16 protein-coding genes are annotated in these 20,747 nt (G+C 40.9%); 9 read left to right on the top strand and 7 right to left on the bottom strand.

All coding sequences use genetic code 11. The annotated features are described in order from the left end of the window. Nucleotides 1-9: 9 nt before the first annotated feature. From A379_RS05960 to def, 5 genes are read right to left on the bottom strand one after another with little or no spacing between them, the layout of a single operon-like run. Nucleotides 10-2,190 (bottom strand): ATP-binding protein, encoded by a 2,181-nt coding sequence (locus A379_RS05960; RefSeq protein ID WP_040726683.1) that lies wholly within the window; start codon nt 2,188-2,190, stop codon nt 10-12. Continuing rightward, a complete protein-coding gene (locus tag A379_RS12655) occupies nt 2,187-2,903 on the bottom strand; it encodes a DUF4390 domain-containing protein (protein ID WP_051145041.1) in 717 nt (238 codons plus the stop codon). Before A379_RS12655 ends, A379_RS05960 begins: the two co-directional genes overlap by 4 nt. Nucleotides 2,904-2,906: 3 nt before the next feature. Beyond that, entirely contained in the window at nt 2,907-4,253 is a 1,347-nt protein-coding gene (gene rsmB / locus A379_RS05950; protein WP_051145040.1) for a 16S rRNA (cytosine(967)-C(5))-methyltransferase RsmB, read from the bottom strand. Further along, nucleotides 4,250-5,221, bottom strand: a complete 972-nt coding sequence (fmt, locus tag A379_RS05945) for a methionyl-tRNA formyltransferase (protein WP_040726680.1) — start codon at nt 5,219-5,221, stop codon at nt 4,250-4,252. Before fmt ends, rsmB begins: the two co-directional genes overlap by 4 nt. Nucleotides 5,222-5,224: 3 nt before the next feature. After that, on the bottom strand, nt 5,225-5,731 hold the full coding sequence (gene def, locus A379_RS05940) for a peptide deformylase (protein WP_040726679.1): 507 nt from the start codon (nt 5,729-5,731) through the stop codon (nt 5,225-5,227). 50 nt (nt 5,732-5,781) lie between these two features. Between def and dprA the strand changes: the two genes are divergently transcribed. Next, on the top strand, nt 5,782-6,894 hold the full coding sequence (gene dprA / locus A379_RS05935) for a DNA-processing protein DprA (RefSeq protein WP_040726676.1): 1,113 nt from the start codon (nt 5,782-5,784) through the stop codon (nt 6,892-6,894). 24 nt (nt 6,895-6,918) lie between these two features. On the opposite strand, the gene A379_RS05930 is transcribed toward dprA, so the two are convergent. After that, complete coding sequence (locus A379_RS05930; protein WP_051145039.1) at nt 6,919-7,842, bottom strand: ATP-binding protein; 924 nt, start codon at nt 7,840-7,842, stop codon at nt 6,919-6,921. Nucleotides 7,843-8,162: 320 nt separating this feature from the next. Here A379_RS05930 and topA point away from each other — a divergent pair, with 320 nt between their 5' ends. The 3 genes from topA to A379_RS05915 all read left to right on the top strand — a co-directional run bounded on the left by topA (nt 8,163) and on the right by A379_RS05915 (nt 13,414). Further along, a complete protein-coding gene (gene topA / locus A379_RS05925) occupies nt 8,163-10,694 on the top strand; it encodes a type I DNA topoisomerase (RefSeq protein WP_040726675.1) in 2,532 nt (843 codons plus the stop codon). Nucleotides 10,695-10,963: 269 nt separating this feature from the next. Further along, nucleotides 10,964-12,727: an arginine--tRNA ligase gene (gene argS, locus A379_RS05920; protein ID WP_040726670.1), complete on the top strand. Its 1,764-nt coding sequence runs from the start codon at nt 10,964-10,966 to the stop codon at nt 12,725-12,727. Beyond that, nucleotides 12,728-13,414: an SPOR domain-containing protein gene (locus A379_RS05915; RefSeq protein WP_040726669.1), complete on the top strand. Its 687-nt coding sequence runs from the start codon at nt 12,728-12,730 to the stop codon at nt 13,412-13,414. Nucleotides 13,415-13,521: 107 nt separating this feature from the next. On the opposite strand, the gene A379_RS05910 is transcribed toward A379_RS05915, so the two are convergent. Beyond that, entirely contained in the window at nt 13,522-14,580 is a 1,059-nt protein-coding gene (locus tag A379_RS05910; protein WP_040726666.1) for a GGDEF domain-containing protein, read from the bottom strand. Between the two features lie 186 nt (nt 14,581-14,766). Between A379_RS05910 and A379_RS05905 the strand changes: the two genes are divergently transcribed. From A379_RS05905 to A379_RS05885, 5 genes are read left to right on the top strand one after another with little or no spacing between them, the layout of a single operon-like run. Then, nucleotides 14,767-15,018 carry an accessory factor UbiK family protein gene (locus A379_RS05905; protein ID WP_040726663.1) on the top strand — a complete coding sequence of 84 codons (252 nt, stop codon included), beginning with the start codon at nt 14,767-14,769 and terminating at the stop codon, nt 15,016-15,018. Between the two features lie 9 nt (nt 15,019-15,027). After that, the gene (locus tag A379_RS05900) at nt 15,028-16,050 is read left to right on the top strand and encodes a YifB family Mg chelatase-like AAA ATPase (RefSeq protein ID WP_051145038.1); all 1,023 of its coding nucleotides are present in this window, start codon (nt 15,028-15,030) and stop codon (nt 16,048-16,050) included. After that, nucleotides 16,043-17,677, top strand: a complete 1,635-nt coding sequence (locus tag A379_RS05895; RefSeq protein WP_040726660.1) for a hypothetical protein — start codon at nt 16,043-16,045, stop codon at nt 17,675-17,677. Before A379_RS05900 ends, A379_RS05895 begins: the two co-directional genes overlap by 8 nt. 12 nt (nt 17,678-17,689) lie before the next feature. Further along, entirely contained in the window at nt 17,690-20,293 is a 2,604-nt protein-coding gene (locus tag A379_RS05890; RefSeq protein WP_040726656.1) for a DEAD/DEAH box helicase family protein, read from the top strand. Next, complete coding sequence (locus tag A379_RS05885; RefSeq protein WP_051145037.1) at nt 20,290-20,733, top strand: thermonuclease family protein; 444 nt, start codon at nt 20,290-20,292, stop codon at nt 20,731-20,733. Before A379_RS05890 ends, A379_RS05885 begins: the two co-directional genes overlap by 4 nt. Nucleotides 20,734-20,747 lie beyond the last annotated feature (14 nt).

The following is a 20,747-nucleotide window of genomic DNA, read 5'->3' as shown; positions in this document are numbered from 1 at the left end:
TACGCTCACTTAACTACCTCTTTTGGCGATTATAGGAAGTTTAATTATAAAACAGGTTCCGTTTCCTGGTGAAGAAGTTAATGTAATTTGACCGTTATGTTCTTCAACTATTTTACGCACAACGGCAAGGCCTAAACCTGTGCCCTTGGGCTTGTCGGTGGCATAAGGCTCAAAAATCCAGTTTTGTGCTTCTTCTGGAATACCTGGACCATTGTCACAAATGGAGAGGGTTATTTCATCACTCTCATCACACTGTGTTTTTACTATAACATGCGCTTTAGGCGTTTCTTCAGTCGCTTCAAGGGCATTTTTAATTAAATTATGTAGTAACTGACGTAGCCGTGAACTGTCTGCCATTACTTGAGGGCAGTGATCATCAATTTCTGCAGAGACACGCCAATTAGAATCTGGATCGCGGTACATTTCAGTAATGTTGTATATCAATTTATTGATTTGAGTGGGGTGCAACTCAACTTCAGGTGTATTGGCGTAATCACTAAACGCTTGTACGAGTTTTTGCATGGTTGAAACTTGTTCAATAATGGTTTCGGTCATGCGGCTGAGTAGGTCTTGGTCAGTGTTGTCGAGTTTATTATGTAATTTAAATTTAAGTCGCTCTGCTGAGAGTTGTATGGGCGTTAAGGGGTTCTTAATCTCATGTGCTAATCGACGTGCTACATCACTCCAGGCGGCATGAACCTGAGCTTGAACAAGCTCGGTAATGTCGTCAATAACAATAACATAACCGCCTATTTTTTTATCAATGCTTGGTAGTGTAGAACCCTGTATTAATAAAATCTTTTGGCCTTTCTTGCAGGTAAAGTCAATTTGCATTGACCAGGGTTCAGAGTTGTGTTCAAACTTGGGGGCAATTTTATGAACCAGTTCATTCAGGTGTGCGCTATCTTCACGGTCTATTACATCCAGCAATTTTTTACCAATGTGTTTGCTGATATCGGTATTTAGAATTTCTTGAATGGCATCGTTAATCGTACGGATTCGGTAGTGCATATCTAGGGTAACAACACCACTCGATAAGTTTTTGATTATGGCTTGCAGATAGAGTTTTTGTACTTCGGTCTGTTGATGGCTGAGTTTAATGTCATTTCGCGCTTTAGAAATACGTTGAATCATATCGTTAAAGGATTGAATCAAATCACCAAATTCGTCATTTTCAGGGACAGCCATTTTAACGCTATAGTCACCCTTAGATATGGCACGAGTCCCTTTTGCTAGGGTTCGAATTGGCATTGTAAAGTTTTGTACCGCTTGAATAGTGAAAAGTACCGCAGTCACTAATGTGAGCAGTAGAACCATAGAAAGAACCAGCACAAAGCTCGCGGTTAAAGGGTTTTTTAAGTAGGACAACTCTTTGTATTGGCCAGATGCCGTGCCAACCGATTCTGATAAAAGTGTGATGTCAGTTGGCACAGGAAAGATCGCTTGCAGGGCATATTGGGTTTTTAAGGTGAGGTCGGTAAAAGGCACTAAAACACGAATAAATTCCTCTTTGGTGGTAGCACCAGGTCGGTTTTCTAAGGCGGCATAGGTTTTGTTATTACGAATTTGTTGAAAGAGGTTGTCTCCAGGTGTTGCTGGTAAAATGGCCGTATCGTATTCACTACTAAAGGCAATCAATTGTTGGTTAACATGGTAAAGCGCAACCTCTTGCGCACCTAACTGCTGGCGTAATGTATTTACGGCCAAACTGGGTGAGGTAGTCAGTAAGGTGTTATTTGCTTTGGCTAAAGCAAGTGTCATTTTAAGGCTTTCGCGCGTTTTATTGTCGAGGGTAATTCGAACGACAGCGGTAGCATTATCTAAAGCAACTTCGGTTTTAACATCAAACCATTGGTTTATCCCTTGTTGAATAAAACTCAATGAGAAGTAGAAGATAATGGCCGTTGGAATCCCTAGTAATAAACTGGTGATAAAGGTTAAACGAACGGTGACCTTACTGCCTGGAACTTTTTTGCGGAACTGTTGGTATAAATGAAATAGCGTTTTTACAAGAAAAAATAGCAGTAAACCCACACCACCAACAGTAAAGAACAGCAGAGTAGAGTAACTGTCAGCAAAGCTTGAAGCGTTTTGCAGGGTTTGACTCATTACCACTAGCGCTAGCAGCAGTAAGCTAGAGAGTAAGGTCAGTAAACCATATTGTTTTAAATAACGGCCAAATGCATTCATTGCCAACTCAATGGGGTTTTTAGGGTGGTTTCAAACCAACCACTGTCTAACTGCCAAACCGTGGGTGAGAGCAGCGCTTCTAAAATTAACGGTGCAGGTAACTTCCAAAAATCAAGCGATATGCGCATGCGTAAAGTATACCTTTGTTCAGGATGTAATTCAGAAAGAGATGCAATGGGAAACGCTTGTAAGGTCGCTAGGGTAGTTAATGCATCATCAATGGTTTTAAAGGTTTTAGCATTTTGGTTTCGGTTATTGTAAAGCGCGTATAAGCGATTGACACCATAGGCATAGATATCGGTGTGGTAACTGATGATATTGCGATTACGTTCATATTTTATACCTAGAATTCGGCTAGATTCGGTTAACTCGATTTGGATTCTAAAGCTCAGCGGAATTTCATGGTGAATCGCTTCAATAACGCTTGAGGGTAGATTAAAGTCACTCTCAGAGTCTATTAACAGCTGTTTATCTTGTTGATAATCGCGAACGTTGAGAATCGTAATGGGATTTTCAACCGTGTTGGTTGTGGGTAAAACACTTTCTGCTACCGCGATATTACAAGTTACCAGGCCTGGTAAAATGCAGAAAAATAGCACGCTTGTTGTGTATGAAGGAGCGGCTAAAAGCTTATTAAAGATGAACCTCAGCGTTTGGCTTAAATCGTGCCTTAATTGCAAACATAACAGAGCAATGGCGCGGACTCTTTGCATGGTTTACAAGCTCTTTTCCAGTAAACAGTAGAAAAAACCATCCATATCTAATCGTCCTGGAAGGTATTGATTACCTGGTGTTTCAAAAGTGACTGTGGCCTCAAGTTCTAATGGAACCACTTTAGCCGATGCTTCACTTTCAATAAAGCGTTGCATTTGTAAGGTGTTCTCTTCTGGTAAAACAGAGCAGGTGGCATAAAGCAGTTGGCCGCCTGGTTTTAGCGTGGCCCATAATGCCTTTAGAATATTCGCTTGGATTTCAACCAGGGCTTCAATGTCTTCGGGGGTGCGATGCCATTTAATATCTGGATGACGGCGAATAATACCCGTTGCAGAACAGGGTGCATCAAGCAGGATTTTGTCAAACAGTTGTTTATCCCACCACTCGTCAGGACAAGAAGCGTCGCCAACTTGGTACTCTGCTTCTAAATCTAAACGGTATAGGTTTTCAGCTAAACGTTCTATGCGTTCGGGCTCTTTTTCTATGGCAAACACCTGCGCCTGATTGTTAGATAGCTCTAAAAGATGGGTGGTTTTTCCACCTGGTGCGGCACACGCATCTAAAATGCGTTCATTCGCTTTAGGTTGCAAGATGTTAGCAGCTTGCTGTGCCGCGCCATCTTGCACGCTAAACCCACCTTCTTCGTAAGTGGGTAGTTGACTGATGTCCATGCTATTTTCTAAGACAATGCCTTGTGGTGCCGTGGCATGAATTCTGGCTGCAATATCTTCTTGCTGAAGTTGCTGCATAAAGGCTTCACGTGTTTGCTTCATGGTATTTACCCGCAAGGTGAGCGGAGCAATCTCGTTGTTGGCTTGCATAATCGATTGCCAATCATCTGGGTAGGCTTTACGTAAGGCTTTAAATATCCACTGCGGGTGCGAGTATTTGTGTGCGGGTTTTAAATCGGCCTCAGCACAAATCGCTTCTTGGTCACGTAAAAAGGTGCGTAAAACACCATTTATCAACGCTTTGGCCCAAGGTTTTTTGAGTTTTTGCACCACGGCAACGGTTTCTGAAACCGCCGCATGTTCTGGGGTTTCCATATAGAGAATCTGATACAAACCAATCAAAATGAGCTGGTTGATATCCTCATCTTTTTCTTTAAGTTTCTTTTTGAGCAGTTGGGCTCGAATGGCCTCTAAACGCGCTTGCCAACGTAAGGTGCCAATCACCAGGTTTTGGGTAAAGCCACGCTCTCGACGGTCTTGAAACTGTGCTAAGCCTTCAGGCAAGCTTTGGCTTAATGAACGACCGTTTTGAATAACCGTTAAACAGATTTTAAGCGCAATGAATCGACTGTTTAACCCTGTGCTGTTTACATTGGGTGTAGAGGTTTCGTTACTCATGCAAACTGGTAGCCATCAAGATTACGAGATTGAGCAAAGTCATAGGCGTTCATCGCTTTTTTGCCTGCAGGCTGTAACTGTTCAATACAGATAGCTTGGTCTGCCGTGGCAACGATTAAGCCTTGCTTGGTTAAGCCAAGTACCAGGCCTGGTAACTTCTCTTTTGAATTGAATTTTTCTTGCTCTTCACTGTTAAGTAAACGCGCTTGCCAAATACGCAACGGTTTTTCTTCATAAGGGGTAAAAGCCACTGGCCAAGGGTTAAAGGCCTGTATTTTACGAAGGATATTTTGAGCAGGTTGCGACCAGATAATTTGCGCCTCTTCTTTATGCATTTTTTCAGCATAGGTCACTAATGACTCATCTTGCTTTTCAGGCGTAATGCTTTTATCTAAAAGCCCTGTTAAGGTCGCCATTAAAGCCTCGCAACCCATGGTGCTTAAACGGTCATGCAGGGCTTGAGCATTATCGGTAGGCGTAATTTGAGTGGCGATTTTATAGAGCATGTCGCCAGTATCAAGCCCCGCATTCATTTGCATAATGGTTACACCTGTTTCAGCATCTCCCGCTTCAATCGCGCGCTGAATAGGCGCTGCGCCACGCCATCTAGGCAGTAAAGAGGCGTGAATATTTAAGCAACCCATCTTAGGCATATCTAACACCACTTGCGGCAAAATCAGGCCGTAAGCCACCACAATCATAATGTCGGCATTTAAGGCTTTAAGCTCTTCTTGGGCTTCTGGATTACGTAAAGTTTCAGGCTGAAAAACAGGAATATTGTGTTCCAAAGCAAGTTGTTTCACAGGGCTTGCTGTCAGTTTGCGACCACGTCCTGCAGGGCGGTCTGGCTGTGTGTAGACGGCAATAACGTCATGTTCTGAATCAATCAGTGTTTGCAGTGGCGCAACCGAAAATTCTGGAGTACCTGCAAAAATAATGCGAAGGGATGGATTGGTTGTTTGACCCATAATTTACGGTTGCTCTTCTTCCATTAATTTACGAAACTTCTGCAAAGCTCGGGTGCGTTTTAAACCAGAAAGGTGGTCAACAAACAGCTTGCCGTTTAGGTGATCAATTTCATGTTGAATACACACGGCCAATAAATCATTGGCTTCAAACTCAATCTGTTTGCCATCTCTATCCATGCCGCGCACAATGATGTCGCTTGGTCTGGTAACCGTTCCATAAACGCCAGGTATAGATAAACAGCCTTCTTCCCACTTAATTTGCCCAGCCGAACGAATGATTTCTGGATTGATTAATGCAATGGGTTGGTCTTTGGTTTCAGAGACATCAACCACAATTAAGCGCTGTTGAACGGCAATTTGTGGGGCGGCTAAACCAATGCCTGGCGCGTCATACATGGTGTAAAACATGTCATCAATAAGTTTATCAATCTCATCACTCATTTCAGGGATTGGGGCGCAGATTTCACGAAGACCAGCTTCAGGGTAGAGAACGATATCGAGTTTTTCCATGGTGTCGTATATACTTTCAATAAAATAACTGCGGATTATTATAGCTGATTATGTCAAATTTTGCCGATTTACCCTCAATGCTTGCCTTTCACGCTTGCTACGTTTCGTTTCAGCAGTTACAAGCCATTCATACATATTTTGGCAGTTTAGAAAATGCACTAAATAGTTCCCCTTCTGACTGGCAAAATAGAGAGTTATTATCCGCTAAACAGGTTAATGATTTATTAAGCGATGAGTGCAAAATTCGTGTGGATGAAGCACTTGAGTGGGCAGAAAAAGATAACCAGGCCTGGCTACCTATTGGCTCAACATCGTTTCCGCAGCCACTTAAAGAGATAACCGACCCGCCTATTCTGCTTGGAGTGAGAGGTAATGTTGAACTGTTAAGTGATCCACAAGTTGCGATAGTGGGGAGTCGCCACGCGTCCAAGCAGGGTATGGAAACGGCCAAAGATTTTGCACGCTTTCTTTCGCAACAAGGGTTGGGTATTACCAGTGGTTTAGCTTTGGGGATTGATACTGCGGCCCATCAGGGCGGGTTACAAGGTATGGGTAAAACCGTTGCGGTAGTGGCAACAGGGTTAGACCGTATTTACCCTGCTTCCAATCAAGGTTTGGGGCATCAAATTGTAGAAGAAGGAGTGATGATTTCAGAGTTTGTGCTGGGTACAAAACCGCTGAATTACAATTTTCCTAAAAGAAACCGAATTATCAGTGGTTTGAGTCTGGGTACTTTGGTGGTTGAGGCGGCGTTAAAAAGTGGTTCATTAATTACGGCAAGAACCGCTTTAGAACAAGGTAGAGAAGTGTTTGCTGTGCCTGGCTCTATTCATAATCCACAAGCCAAAGGGTGTCACCAGTTGATTAAGCAAGGCGCTAAATTAGTGGAGTCTGGTCAAGATGTGTTAGAGGAGTTGTCAGCTAATTTACAATATCGTTTGGATTTGCAAACAACGCAAGAGTTACCAGGCCTGGTAACTCAGCCGAACAACCAATCAAAAAGTGCTTTGCTAAACAGCATTGGTTATGAACCGACCAGTTTAGATGAGTTAGTGGTGTTAACTAAGCAACCTGTTTCAAGCTTGCAAGGCGAGCTTATGCTATTGGAGTTGGCGGGCGAAATTGAAGCTATGTCAGCCGCTCGTTGGCGCAGAATCAAATAAAATAAAGGGGTATTTGTGAGCTGTTTAAAGGTTGACTTTACAAATGGCTTTTGAGCCAGAATCCTGGTAATCAAGAGCATCAAAACTGAGCTGATTGGCAATCATGATTCCTCTACCGTGATGATGTAAAGCGCGGTTTTCAACATAGTCTAGGTAACTTGAAAAATCAAAGCCCAGACCATTGTCTTTAATGGTAAATTGCAAGTATTCTTTAAACCTTTCAACACTGACTTCAACATGTTTATGCTTGTTCTCAGGTAGATTTAATCGTCGTTCAATTTCAGCCTGTAAAGAACCTTTTGATGTTAAGCGCGTTTTTTCTTCATAGCCAATGCCTAGATTTCCATGTTCAATGGAGTTCAGGATAAGCTCAAATAAACCAATCGCAACATGTTTTTGATCTGGTGTTATAAAAGCTAAAACCGACGATACGGTTTGTGCATCCTGTATTGTTTTTACATGAAAAGTGGCTTTTTGCATGAGAGGATGAACATTTTCAAAATTGGCTAAACGGTGCGCCACCTCCAAATGCCGACTGAATCCATAGGTAGCCGCCATTAAAACGGTTTTAAACAAGGAAGCGTTATAAGGGTAGTTTAATGAAAAATACACCCCGTTTTCTAACGCCTTTTGAACAATCTCAGTGCGTGGGTTATTAATTTGCAGGATTAAGGGTATTACATTGTAAATGGGTTGTTTTTGGTAGCTATGAAATGCTTTAAAGTCATCTCTGTCGAGCATGCATTCATCAATAATAACGGCTTCAAAAGAGGGGGTGGCGAACTTTTTTAAGATTTGAATCCCTTCGAGAGGCGTGGCGCAAAATGTAAATTCAAAATTGAAATGATTCAGTTTGCGTTGAATGTCTAATTGATGTGTAGGGTCGACACCAATAAATAATAACCGACGGGTGTCTGCTACAGCAGGTACAGGTTGGGCTTCAGGCATTCAAGTTCTCAGTTATTGTATAGGTAAAGGCACTCTTAGTGCGGTGCATCATACAAATTGACATTGAAGCGTCAAATGAGATGTCTAACTCTTATTATTATAGCAAATATTATTTGAGTAAAAAAACGTAGTTTATGATGAAAAGATGAGCTTGATGAAGTTTGGTAGCAATAAAATCCTGATATTAATTACCGACAAATTTAAATAAGTGTTTGCAAAACCACTTAAAATTATGCATCTTAAAAAAGAAGAAAATAATTAAACCGTATTTAAGTGATTAGACAAGATACGATAAACCTTTTAAATTTAGAGCAAACAATATGACGAATTTGGTGATAGTGGAGTCCCCCGCTAAAGCAAAAACAATCGAGAAATATTTAGGTAAAGATTTTACTGTACGGTCAAGTTACGGTCATATTCGTGATATTCAGAAAAAAGGGATGGGGATTGACCTAGAAAATGGGTTTTTACCAAACTACGAAATCTCTGCAGATAAAAAGAAAAACGTAGCCGAATTAAGAAAGCTGGCTAAAACGGCTGAGGCCGTATGGTTGGCAACGGATGAGGACCGCGAGGGGGAGGCGATTGCCTGGCACCTTGCGGAAGCCTTAAAGCTAGATATAAATACCACCAAACGTATTGTATTCCATGAAATTACCAAGCCCGCTATTCAAGCGGCGATTGCTGCGCCAAGAACGGTTGACTTAGATTTGGTAGACGCTCAACAAGCGCGTCGCATATTAGACCGAATAGTGGGTTTTGAACTGTCGCCTATCTTGTGGAAAAAAATTCGTACAGGCTTGTCAGCAGGGCGAGTACAGTCCGTTGCCGTGCGTTTAATTGTAGAGCGTGAGCGTGAAGTTGAAGCGTTTGAATCAAATTTTGTTTTTAGAGTTCAGGGCGAACTTAATTTGCTGGATGAGGCGGGAAAAAAAGTAGGTGTTTTAGATGTAAAGCGCACCGCAACTTTTGCAACTGAAGAAGAGGCCGTTGCCTTTTTAGAAGCGGTGGCTAAAGCGAATTTATCGGTCATCTCTTTAGAAGAAAAACCAGCAAAACGCACCCCTAAAGCGCCGTTTACCACTTCAACTTTGCAACAAGAGGCATCTTCAAAGCTGGGCTTCTCGGTGAAGCAGACCATGATGGTGGCGCAACGTTTATATGAGTCTGGGAAAATCACCTATATGAGAACGGACTCAGTGAATTTGTCTGAGTTGGCGATTGAACAAGCTAAAAATGTGATTAGCTCCGATTACGGCAGTGAATACAGTCATTCAAGACGGTTTAAAACCAAAAATGCCGATGCACAAGAGGCGCACGAAGCGATTCGTCCAACCGACTTTAGCGTTGAAAATGTCACAGGTGAGCGTAATGAACAGCGTCTTTATCAGTTGATTTGGCGTAGAGCAATCGCCTCGCAAATGGCGGATGCACAATTAAAAAGAACCACGGTGGATGTGGGGATTGATTTATTACCGGGTGATAAATTTACCGCCAAAGGTGAAGTGGTCATTTTTGACGGTTTCTTAAAAGTATACGACTTTGATACCAAAGATGAAGGTGGCTTATTACCACCTATGACAGTCGGTCAAAAGTTAGATGTTTCTGAGTTAAGCGCAAGACAGAGCTTTAGTCGTCCACCGGCACGTTATAACGAAGCGAGCTTGGTTCGCACTTTAGAAGAGATGGGGATTGGACGACCATCAACCTATGCTCCGACTATTGATACGGTGCAACAACGTGGTTATGTGGTTAAGGAGGACCGAGAAGGTAAGCCTAGAGAGTACCGACAAATCACCTTGAATAAGGGTGAGGTTAAAGCTGAAACCCTATCTGAGATGGCGGGAAGTGAGAAGAATAAATTATTCCCTACTGATATTGCTGGCATTGTGACCAACTTTTTAACCAAACACTTTGGTGATGTGTTGGATTATCAATTTACCGCCAAAGTAGAAGATAAGTTTGATGTGATTGCCCAAGGTAATATGCAGTGGCAAGAGATGTTGGCCGAGTTTTACGGGCAATTTCACCCTAAGGTAGTCGCAGCCGAAGATGTTTCACGTGAAGAAGCGGGTCAGGCACGTTCATTAGGCAATCATCCGCAAAGTGGTAAACCCATGTTTGTTAAAATTGGTCGTTTTGGGCCTTATGTACAAGTGGGGGATGGTGAGAATGATGAAAAGCCGACTTTTGCTAGCTTAATGCCAGGGCAAAAGATGGATTTGATTACCATAGAAGATGCGCTAGAGCTTTTTAAGTTACCTCGTGAAGTAGGAGAAATGCCTGAAACTTTTAAAGCAACCGCCGTTGATGGTAGTGAATTTGGTATTGAAAAAGGGCAAGTGATTATTGCTAAGCAAGGCCCGTTTGGTCCTTATTTGGAATATGGTCCAAAAATGTTTGCTCCCATTAAAGGCTTTGACCCTCTAAGCATTACTTTAGAAGAATCGGTGGCGCTAATTGAAAACAAAATTCAAGCCGATGCCGATAAGATTGTAAAAACCTTTGTTGGTACCGATGTCAAAATCCTTAAAGGACGGTGGGGGCCATATATTACCGATATGGTGACCAAGAAAAACGCCAAAATTGCTAAGGATGAAGATGCGCTAGAATTGTCTTTAGAAGAGTGTCAGAAGCGTTTAGATGAAGCGCCAGAGCCTAAAAAGCGTGGTCGTGCAGCGGCTAAAAAGGCGCCTGCTAAAAAACCAGCAGCAAAAAAAACAACCGCTAAAAAAGCAACTACAAAAAAACCAGCTACAAAAAAGGCGGCTCCTAAAAAAGCACCCGCTAAAAAACCTGCTACAAAATCGACAACTCGAAAATCACCTGCCAAGAAAACAGCTTCTGAATAATTGTTTTGCCACTCAATTAAGCGAATTAAACTGGTTGTTCGCTAATTTGAGTGGCGTATTAGCTTAAAATCAAACAGTAATTTTCTGAATTTTTAAGTTACCAGGCCTGGTAACTTAAAATTAACCTCGTTGACTAAATTTAATTTAGTAAAATATCCTGTTTTATAAAATATCTAAACTTTTTGGTCTTTTCATTGAACCCGTTTATGTAAACGGTCGAGTTAAAGAAGCCCAAAAGTATCATCCGCCAAAAGTAAAGAGACCATCGCATGAAGCAGCAAATTGCGCAGATTTTAATCGAAGTTGTTCAACAGTTAAAACAACAAGGGGTTATTCCTGAAGATGTATCACCACGCATCAATGTAGAAAACACCCGCGATAAATCGCATGGTGATTTTGCAACTAATTTAGCGATGATGCTCACCAAACAAGCGGGTATGCCACCAAGAGAATTGGCGCAAAAAATTATTGAACTGGTTGATGATGTACCGATTGTGCAAAAAGTGGAAATTGCTGGGCCAGGTTTTATTAACTTTTTTGTGGACGATTCGGCTAAGTTTGCGGTGGTTAAAACCGTATTAGAGGAAAAAGCCGATTTTGGTAAGTGTAATGTTGGACAAGGTCGTTCGGTTTTGGTGGAGTTTGTTTCGGCTAACCCAACAGGGCCTTTGCATGTAGGGCATGGTCGTGGTGCGGCTTATGGTGCAAGTGTGGCCAACTTGCTTGAGGTAGCAGGCTTTACGGTGGCCAAAGAGTATTATGTGAATGATGCTGGTCGCCAGATGGATATTTTGGCAACGTCTGTTTGGTTACGTTATTTAGAACAGTGCGGTGAAAAGTTTGCTTTTCCAAGTAACGGTTATAAAGGCGATTACATCTATGCGATTTGCGATAGTTTACAAGCCGAGTTTGCAACCACTTTACAAAAACCAGCTTTAGAAATTTTTGCAGGTGTTACGCCTGATGATGGTCAAGAGAATGGCGATAAAGAAAAACATATTGATGACCTGATTGTTAAAGCCAAAAATTTATTAGGCGCAAAACACTATGAAGCTGTTTTTAAAATGGCAATTGATGCCATTCTTGGTGATATTAAAGAGGACTTAGCAGGTTTTAATGTTCACTTTGATGAATGGTATTCAGAACGTTCATTGATGGATTCAGGCGTGATTGATGCGGCGATTGAAAAATTACAAGCGGCCGACAAAATCTACGAAAAAAACGGTGCGCTTTGGTTTAGATCAACCGATTATGGTGATGAAAAAGACCGTGTGGTTGTACGTGACAACGGCATTAAGACTTATTTTGCTTCAGATATCGCTTACCACTTCAATAAGCTAGAACGTGGTTTTGATATTTTGATTGATATTTGGGGTTCAGATCATCATGGTTATGTACCACGTGTTAAGGCCGCTATGGAAGCGATGGGCACGGATTCTGAAGCATTAAAAGTGCTATTAGTTCAGTTTGCCGTGCTTTATCGTAGTGGTGAAAAGCTTGCAATGTCTACACGAAGTGGTCAGTTTGTGACCTTGCGTGAGTTGCGTGATGAGGTCGGTAGCGATGCCGCTCGTTTTTTCTATGTTCAGCGTAAATCTGAACAACACATGGATTTTGATTTGGATTTAGCAAAATCGAAATCAAATGAAAACCCTGTTTATTACATTCAATATGCGCATGCACGTATTTGTCGTGTTATGGAACAGGCACAGCAACAAGGCTATAGTCTGGATTTACAAGCAGGCCTGGCAAGTATTGAAAAACTTGACGGTGAGCATGAAGTAAAACTGGCGACAGAGCTGGCTAAGTACCCTGAAATTGTTGCGCGAGCGGCAGGGTTCTATGAACCACATCAAATTGCTTACTACTTAAAAGATTTAGCTCATGGGTTACACTCTTATTACAATGCGAGTCAGTTTATTGTTGAAGATGATGCTACACGCCAGGCTCGATTAACCTTGATTACAGCCGTTCAGCAAGTGTTACAGAATGGTTTGGCCATTATTGGGGTTTCTGCTCCAGAGACAATGTAAATGGCTAGAGATTTTCGTCATGGGCATGCTCAACATCGCAAACAAACGTTTCAGCGAAAGTCTCAAGAGGCATCTAAAGCAGTGAGTGCTGGCAAGTCATCCGTGCCAATGATTTGGGCGGGTGGTTTTTTAGTGTCTGCGGTGTTTTTAGTGGGCTTCTTTGTGACACAGCATTTTGCATCCCAAGGGGTGAAGTCTGATCAGCCATCAGAAAAGTCGATTTTTACCGCAGCTAAAGAGATTAAAGAACAGGCGGTAGAGTCTGTTAATGAGGTCTCTGAAAAATTACAACCTAAAACGGTCGTGGTTGAAGCGGTTAAGCTTGATAGCGAACATCCAAATTCAAACCCTGCACAAAAAACTTCATATAGCTTTTATGAAGGCTTAGGACAGATGGAGGTGGTGGTTGATGCGGTTCCTATTTCAGTCGCTCTAGAACAACCTTATTACATTCAAGCTGGAACATTTGGTTCTGAGAAAGTTGCGCGCTCTGAACTGCAACGTTTGTTACGTTTGGGTCAAAAGCTAGAGCTTTCGGTTTTAAATACTAAAACACGAACCTACTACCGTTTAAGAGTAGGTCCTTATTCTGATCGCTTAGCTTTAAACAAAAAAAGAAATGAACTACGTCAGCTTGGTGTGGATACATTATTGCTGAAAGCGCCCAAAACCAAAGAATCAAATTAAGTGAGTTTTGTCGGTTATTAGAGGTAATAAAAAGGGGCTAATTCGCCCCTTTTTTGTGATTTTGCTTGAGCATCTTTTTAAACACGCTCTATATTTTTGGTTTTAGCTTATTTATCTTTTTCAGGTTTATCAACTAAGTCGGTTTCTAATACAACTCGGTTTCTACCGTCTGTCTTCGCTTTATATAAGGCCTTATCCGCTCGGGCAATTAAGTCTTCACCTGTTTCATTTCCGTTAAAAGTAGCGATTCCAAATGACGCTGTGATGGTAGAAATGGGTTTATCTTCATTTTTACGCTTTAAATGAGCCGATTCTATTGCTTTGCGGATGGTTTCGGCACGAGCAGCCGCTTCTTCTATTGAGGAATTGGCGACTAAAATGGCAAACTCTTCACCTCCGTATCGACAAATGGTTTCATTGTCGGCTTTATCTTTCTTCATAATGCTTGCGTAATATCTAAGTACGCTATCGCCAACCAGGTGACCGTAGGTATCATTGAATTTTTTAAAATGATCGATATCACTAAGAATCAAACATAACGATTCTGGAGAGTCTATTGCGTCGAGTATTAATTCCTGTAAGGCGTTATTGAACGCTTTGCGATTTCCCACTTCTGTTAGCTCATCTTGCATCGCTTCAGCACGCGCTTCAATGAGTTGTTCTCTAAGTTTCTTAACCTCATCTGAGCTGTGTTGCATCTCTTCTTGAAAAGCGCGGCTGCTCTCTTTCATGTTGGTTGCAGCACTGAGCACCGTATTGGTAATGGCTTTTACTTGTTCGGTATTGAGGTTTGGGTCAGAAAGTTTGGTTGTACAACTATCAAGTTCATGAGTATGGGTTTCAAGTTTCTCACTCCAGTCGTTCATTTTCTTGATCATAAGATCAATTAAACGTTTGAATGCGCGATCAAATTCAGAAGCGGAGTTATCGTCGCTTGCTAAATAGTCATCATATAATCGTCGTCCAACACGATCGTTATAACCAAATGGGTCATTGATAATGGCATCCATCTCTTGGCGAAATTGTGGATTGTCGCCCTTGTAATATTGGTACCAAACAAAATAATTTAGTGGGGTTGGGTTGATGTTTTGCTCTTCAAAAGCATCAATTAAATTATTGAAAATGCGTTTCGCTTTTTCTGGTGCATCCTTAATATCCACTAACACAGCTGAGATTCCTTATAAATCATGCATAAATATGCTTAAATTTTACCATGAAAGCTATGCAAAAAAAGGCCTTTGACCCACAACAATTTATGCTGAGCTGAGTAAATAATCTATGCTTACTTATGGAGAAAATATCTATAAAACGTTATAGTTTTGCTTTAGCCTAATGAATTCAAGGAACTTCCTATGTTAAACCCCTCACAGTTAGAATCAATGGCAAAAAAAATTGCTGATATTATTCCCGAAGGTTTTGGTGAGATGCCTGAAGCAATGCAGTCTCAAGTTAAGACGGTTTTAAGTAATGCATTCGATAAAATGGATTTAGTCACTCGTGAAGAGTTTGATATTCAATCGGGGGTCTTAGCTAAAACACGGGAAAAGTTGGAGCGTTTAGAAAAGTTGGTTGCTGAGTTAGAACAGCAGCTTAACGCAAAATAAAGTACTAGAGTGTTGGTTGCCAGCTTAAATACCCGTGCTGTTCTTGGTATGGACTCACCAAAAGTGGTGGTTGAAGTGCATGCCAGTAATGGTCTACCCTCATTTTCAATTGTAGGTTTACCAGAGGCATCGGTAAAAGAAAGTAAGGATAGGGTCAGAAGTGCGCTGATTAGTTCGGGTTTTAAGTTACCTCCTAAACGTATTACGGTTAATCTAGCACCCGCTGATTTGCCTAAAACGGGAGGGCGTTATGACTTGCCTATAGCCATTGGTATATTATTAGCAACAGAGCAGTTGCAAATAAGTGATGTAAACCGTTTTGAGTTTTTTGGAGAGCTTGCATTAACGGGTGAGTTGCGCGGAATCCACGGTGCTATCTCAAGCCTGCTCGCCTCTCATTCTGAGAATAAAAAGATTATTCTTCCATTTGATAACCTTCACGAAGCACAACTATTAATTGAAACATATCCCGCGCTGAATGAAACGCTGTTTCTTGTTAAAGACCTCAGAGAGGCCTGCCAGGTTTTATTAGGTGACCCCCCCTCTTTTTCTATGGATTTAGACCGAATTCAAGACTCGTCAAATTCTCAAACGCGTTACATTGAAGACATTGCCGATGTTCGAGGACAGTCACAAGCTAAGCGTGCGCTTGAGATTTCGGCAAGTGGTCATCATTCTATGATGATGGTTGGCCCACCAGGTTCTGGTAAAAGTATGTTGGCATCGAGACTGATTACCCTTTTACCTGATTTAACAGCAGAAGAAGCCATTGAGGCGGCTAATATCAGATCTATTTCTGGTGAGGTTATCACTCAAGAATCTTTTTACGTTAGACCGTTTATTCATCCTCATCATACCGCTTCTGCAGCGGCAATGGTCGGTGGTGGGTGCCATTTACAAAAGTTTTTGCTACATTACAATAGTTTTTGCTACAGATGTTTAAAAGAGCTATTCAAGCTCACTAATAGATACATTTCAGAATATATTTTTGGTCAAGACATCTTCTTATCAAGGAGGTGTAATATTGTCTAAAACTTTTCGTATAGAAACATTATTCAATGACAATCTTCAAAGAGTTGTTAGGGCTTTTTGTCGTGTAAAACAAAACACATCTGATCGTTCAAATCCATTAGTTACTATTGCATTCAGAAGAATTGATAATAATCAGATTGAATATTCTACAGCTGCTATTGCAGAGCTTGACGTATTGCGTATAGGCAGTGTTTGGAATGGACGTGTAGGCATTCAAAATGATTTTCAAGACAAAACAAGCCTAAGAAAAGGATGGTTTGAATTTGATCTTTCTAGCCAGCAGGTTGAGTTTCTCAATCTCCATCAGGTCATTAGTAAATACCGACCTGATGAAGAAATTGGTAAAACGCGTGTAGCTAAGCTTCTTACAACGACAAGCCAGGTTGTTTACGTACAATCATTAGAAATATTCACCTCCCTTTATACCCCTGAAAACAAGAATATTCGTAGAGCTTTATTGAACTTTGATCTGGACAGTGTTGTAGACAACTTCGTGCCGAAAAGTCAGCAGGGAATGATTAATGGGGAATATATTCTTCCAAAGGGTTTTGAGCGTTCTAATGCTGTATTCCTTGCTTATATTGCGAATCATCCCGTTACTCGTCAACGTTTATCAAAAATTCGCTCACAAATAAATCAAGGTGAGCGCTTTATTGATGCTCTTCCATACCACCCAACTAAATTGTCTTTTGAAGCCGCTTACGAAGAAATTAATGGGGAAATCTTTGTTCATAGAATAAATAAATTTAGAACCCCTACTGAAATGTCTTTAGTCAAGATAAAGGAAAAAATTTCTACCAAACCTAATAAGCATAATGTTGGTCGTAAGCCAAATTCAAAAACCACCGAACATGATGAAATAGATGTTCAAAGCTCAACTCCACCAGGAACAGGTAGTAATACTCAATATATTGATTCAGGTGTTGATGTTTATGACTCAAACATAGTAAATGAGATTTTAGTTGAAAGAAATGACCCTATTACAGCCCCTAGAGATAAAGATGCCAATGAGCCAGAGCAATTTTCTTCAGGTAGTGAATTTTCTGACAATGATCAAATTGGTAAGTTAGATATTAGTAATACCTCAGTAGAGGATTCATCAGGTATTCAGCAAGATTTTATTGAGGCTTTAGAGGCACTGAGTGCTTTAGATGAGAAGATGAATGGCTACGCTATCTTAAGGTGTGATGACGTTATTTGTGAAGTGGTCACAGGTTCGTTCTTCACAATTTCATTTCCTAATAATGGAGAAAAAGATGCGGGAAAAATGCTTTGGCATCACACTAAGCGAAAGAAGATAAAAGACACATTCCCCTCTGAATATGCAATTACCTATCGGAAGATCGCTCTTATTAGAGTGAATTATGACGGGCAACTTTTTTATTTTGTTGAAATTCAACCAAGGACAAAAAGTGATAAGTATCGTGGATTGATGTTTGGTTATCCGTCAGAGCCGCTTGAATGTGAGTTTGTTTACGCGATTATGGAATGTATCAAAGCAAAAGATGGTTTATTGCTTGAGGCAGAAGGTGCCTTAGAAGACTTGCTGGGTCAGGTGAAAGTTTTTAAGCATTCTAAGCCTTTGGCTCAGCGTTTAAAAAACTTGATGGATGCAGGGTTTAATTAGGATTAGAGAATTATGGCTTTTACAAAAATATCACAGAGAACTTTAGCACCAGCTAGTCCAGACTTGTTATTTAGAGAGTTAACCAGGAGGAAGTTTCCAGATGTATTGCCGCATCAGAAAGACATGATGGAGCGTTATGCTTCTGAGGCTCAAAATGCCCCTGACGTTGCATTGCAATTGCCAACGGGAAGTGGGAAAACTTTAGTGGGGTTACTGATTGCTGAGTGGCGTCGCAGAAAATATAAAGAGAAAATTGTTTATCTTTGCCCAACCCGACAATTGGTCTATCAGGCTGTTGATCAAGCAGAGCACAAATATGGATTAAATGTAATCGGTTTTACAGGATCTCAACGAGATTATTCACCTTCGGACAAAACAAGTTACAAACAGGGTGATGCAATAGCAATAACGACATATAGCAGTTTGTTTAATACGAATCCATATTTTTCAGATGCGGATGTCATCATCATAGACGATGCTCATTCAGCTGAAAACTATGTGGCTAAGATGTGGTCCTTGGATGTAGATAGGTTTAATGATAAGCATACTGCTTTGCACTCTGTTTTAGCATCGGTACTAAAGCCTTATATTGATGCGACAAGTTACACAAAAATGACGGGTAAATGGGAAAACCCTTTGGATTCTTCATGGGTTGATAAAATCCCTTCACCATCTTTATTGGAAATTCATGACGATCTCGTTGATATTATGGATACTTATACTGCGGATAGCGACCTTAAATATTCGTGGAGTATGCTTCGCAATAATCTGAGCTCATGTCATATTTATATTTCATTTTCTGAAATTGTTATCAGGCCAATAATTGCTCCTACTTGGGAGCTTCCTTCATTTAATAATCCTAAACAGAGAATCTATATGTCCGCAACTCTGGGAGAAGGTGGGGATTTAGAGCGTTTGATGGGAAGGAAAAAAATCTTAAGGCTCCCCGTCCCTGATGGCTGGGATCTACAAGGCGTTGGGCGACGCTTTTTTATGTTTCCAAGTCTGTCTTTAAAAGATGAAGACGAAGTCAAATTGAGACGTTCTCTTATTAAAAAGGCAGACCGCAGTTTGATTCTAGTACCGTCTGACAACCTGAAAAATCATATATCTGAAGATATAGAAGAAAATTTATCTCTTGAAGTGTTCTCAGCTGAAGATATAGAGAAATCAAAGCAGAGTTTTGTTGAGTCAACTGGTTCTGTTGCAGTGGTCGCTAATAGATATGATGGTATAGATTTTCCGGGTGAAGAGTGTCGATTACTGTTTATTGAAGGGCTTCCGAAAGCTGTTAATGCTCAAGAACGCTTCTTCATGAGCAGAATGGGTGCAAATTTACTATTTAATGAGAGGGTTCAAACAAGAGTTTTACAAGCAATTGGACGATGTACTAGGTCATTGGAGGATTATTCTGCTGTAGTTGTGAGTGGTGAAGAATTGCCGGACTATCTCTCTGATCGAAGCAGAAGACAGCATTTTCATCCTGAGCTTCAAGCCGAACTTTCGTTTGGGGTAGCACAATCGAAAGACAAGAGCATTTTAGATTTTGAGGAAAACTTTGCTCTGTTTCTCGAAAATGGGGATGAATGGGATGCTGCAAATCAAATGATTGTAGAAGAGCGGAATAGGGCTGAAAAAGTTCCTTTTCCAAGCATTGAGCAGTTATCTGAAGCAGTAAAGTTCGAAGTTGAATATCAGATGGCTCTATGGCAGAAAGATTATACAGAAGCAGTTTCTTGTGCAGAATCTGTTATTGGAGTTCTTACTGATGGTCAACTTGGAGGTTATCGAGCTCTTTGGGAGTATCTTGCTGGTTCAGCTGCAAAGCTAGCCGTATCAGATGGTAATTTAGCCTTTAATGTAAAAGCGATGGAACACTATAAGGCAGCAAAAAAAGCAGCAAAGAGTGTTCCTTGGTTAGTTAAGTTGTCTCAACACTTAGAATTAGACCCAAGCATACTTGAGACAGATTCTCTTCACGAATTAGTAGTCCTGCAAGTGGAGAAAATTGAAGCCGTGCTTAGTTCTCTTGGAACAAGGCATGATCGAAGTTATTCTCAAAGAGAACGACAAATTTTAGAAGGATTCGAGAATGAGTCAACTTTTGAAAACGCTCAGAAGCTATTAGGTGAGCATTTGGGTTATGATGCCGGAAAAGTTGAATCTGATGCTTCTCCGGATCCTTGGTGGCAATTAGGAGATTTCTGTATTGTTTTTGAAGATTACGCTGGTGCGGAGGATACTTCTTCCTTAAATGCCACCAAGGCTAGACAAGCAGCTACACACCCTTCATGGATAAGAGCAAATGTTCCGACGTGCTCTTCTGAGAATGTCGAAATTATCTCTGTAATGGTATCACCTGTTTTGACTGCCAATTCAGGTGCATTGCCTCATCTTTCTGGATTCTTTTTTTGGACGTTAGCGGATTTTAAAGAATGGGCTCAGATTGCGATGAGAACCATGCGAGAAATTAGAAAAACATTTGTTGAGCCAGGCGATTTAGTTTGGAGGGCACAGGCTATTGAAGTACTCCAGGCAAATGGTGTTGATGTGCTTAGTTTAAAGAATAGTCTTAAGAGTAAAGTTGCTAAGTCTTATTTAGAAGAAAGACCATGATTAAGCTTGCTGGCAGAGTTTTGTTTATTTTTTGTCTTTTTGCTTTAGCTGAAGTAGTTCAAGCATCTGGTAAAAGTTATGGCCCTGTCGTTGTTGATGAAGTGACGAGTATCTACGATGGCGATACTTTTCGAGTGAATATCAATGCTTGGCCGGCTATTGTCGGGCAGAGAATTCCGGTTCGAGTAAAAGGTATTGATACACCAGAACTACGAGGTAAATGTCAGCTAGAAAAAGAGTTGGCTAGAAAAGCTAAACAGCATACTGTTCAGATGCTTCGCGGAGCCAAAAGAATTGAATTACAGGATATAGACAGGGGGAAATACTTTCGTATTCTTGCGGATGTATCAATTGATGGGCAAGACTTAGGGAAAAGTCTTATTAGGAATGGACTTGCTGTAAGTTATGACGGTAGAACTAAGACTGATTGGTGTCAGTGAAAGAACTTTTTTCA

This window comes from Thiomicrorhabdus sp. Kp2, from assembly GCF_000478585.1.
Lineage (GTDB): Bacteria > Pseudomonadota > Gammaproteobacteria > Thiomicrospirales > Thiomicrospiraceae > Thiomicrorhabdus.
The sequence above is the reverse complement of the archived record's forward strand: the minus strand, read 5'-3'. Positions and strand labels throughout refer to the sequence as shown.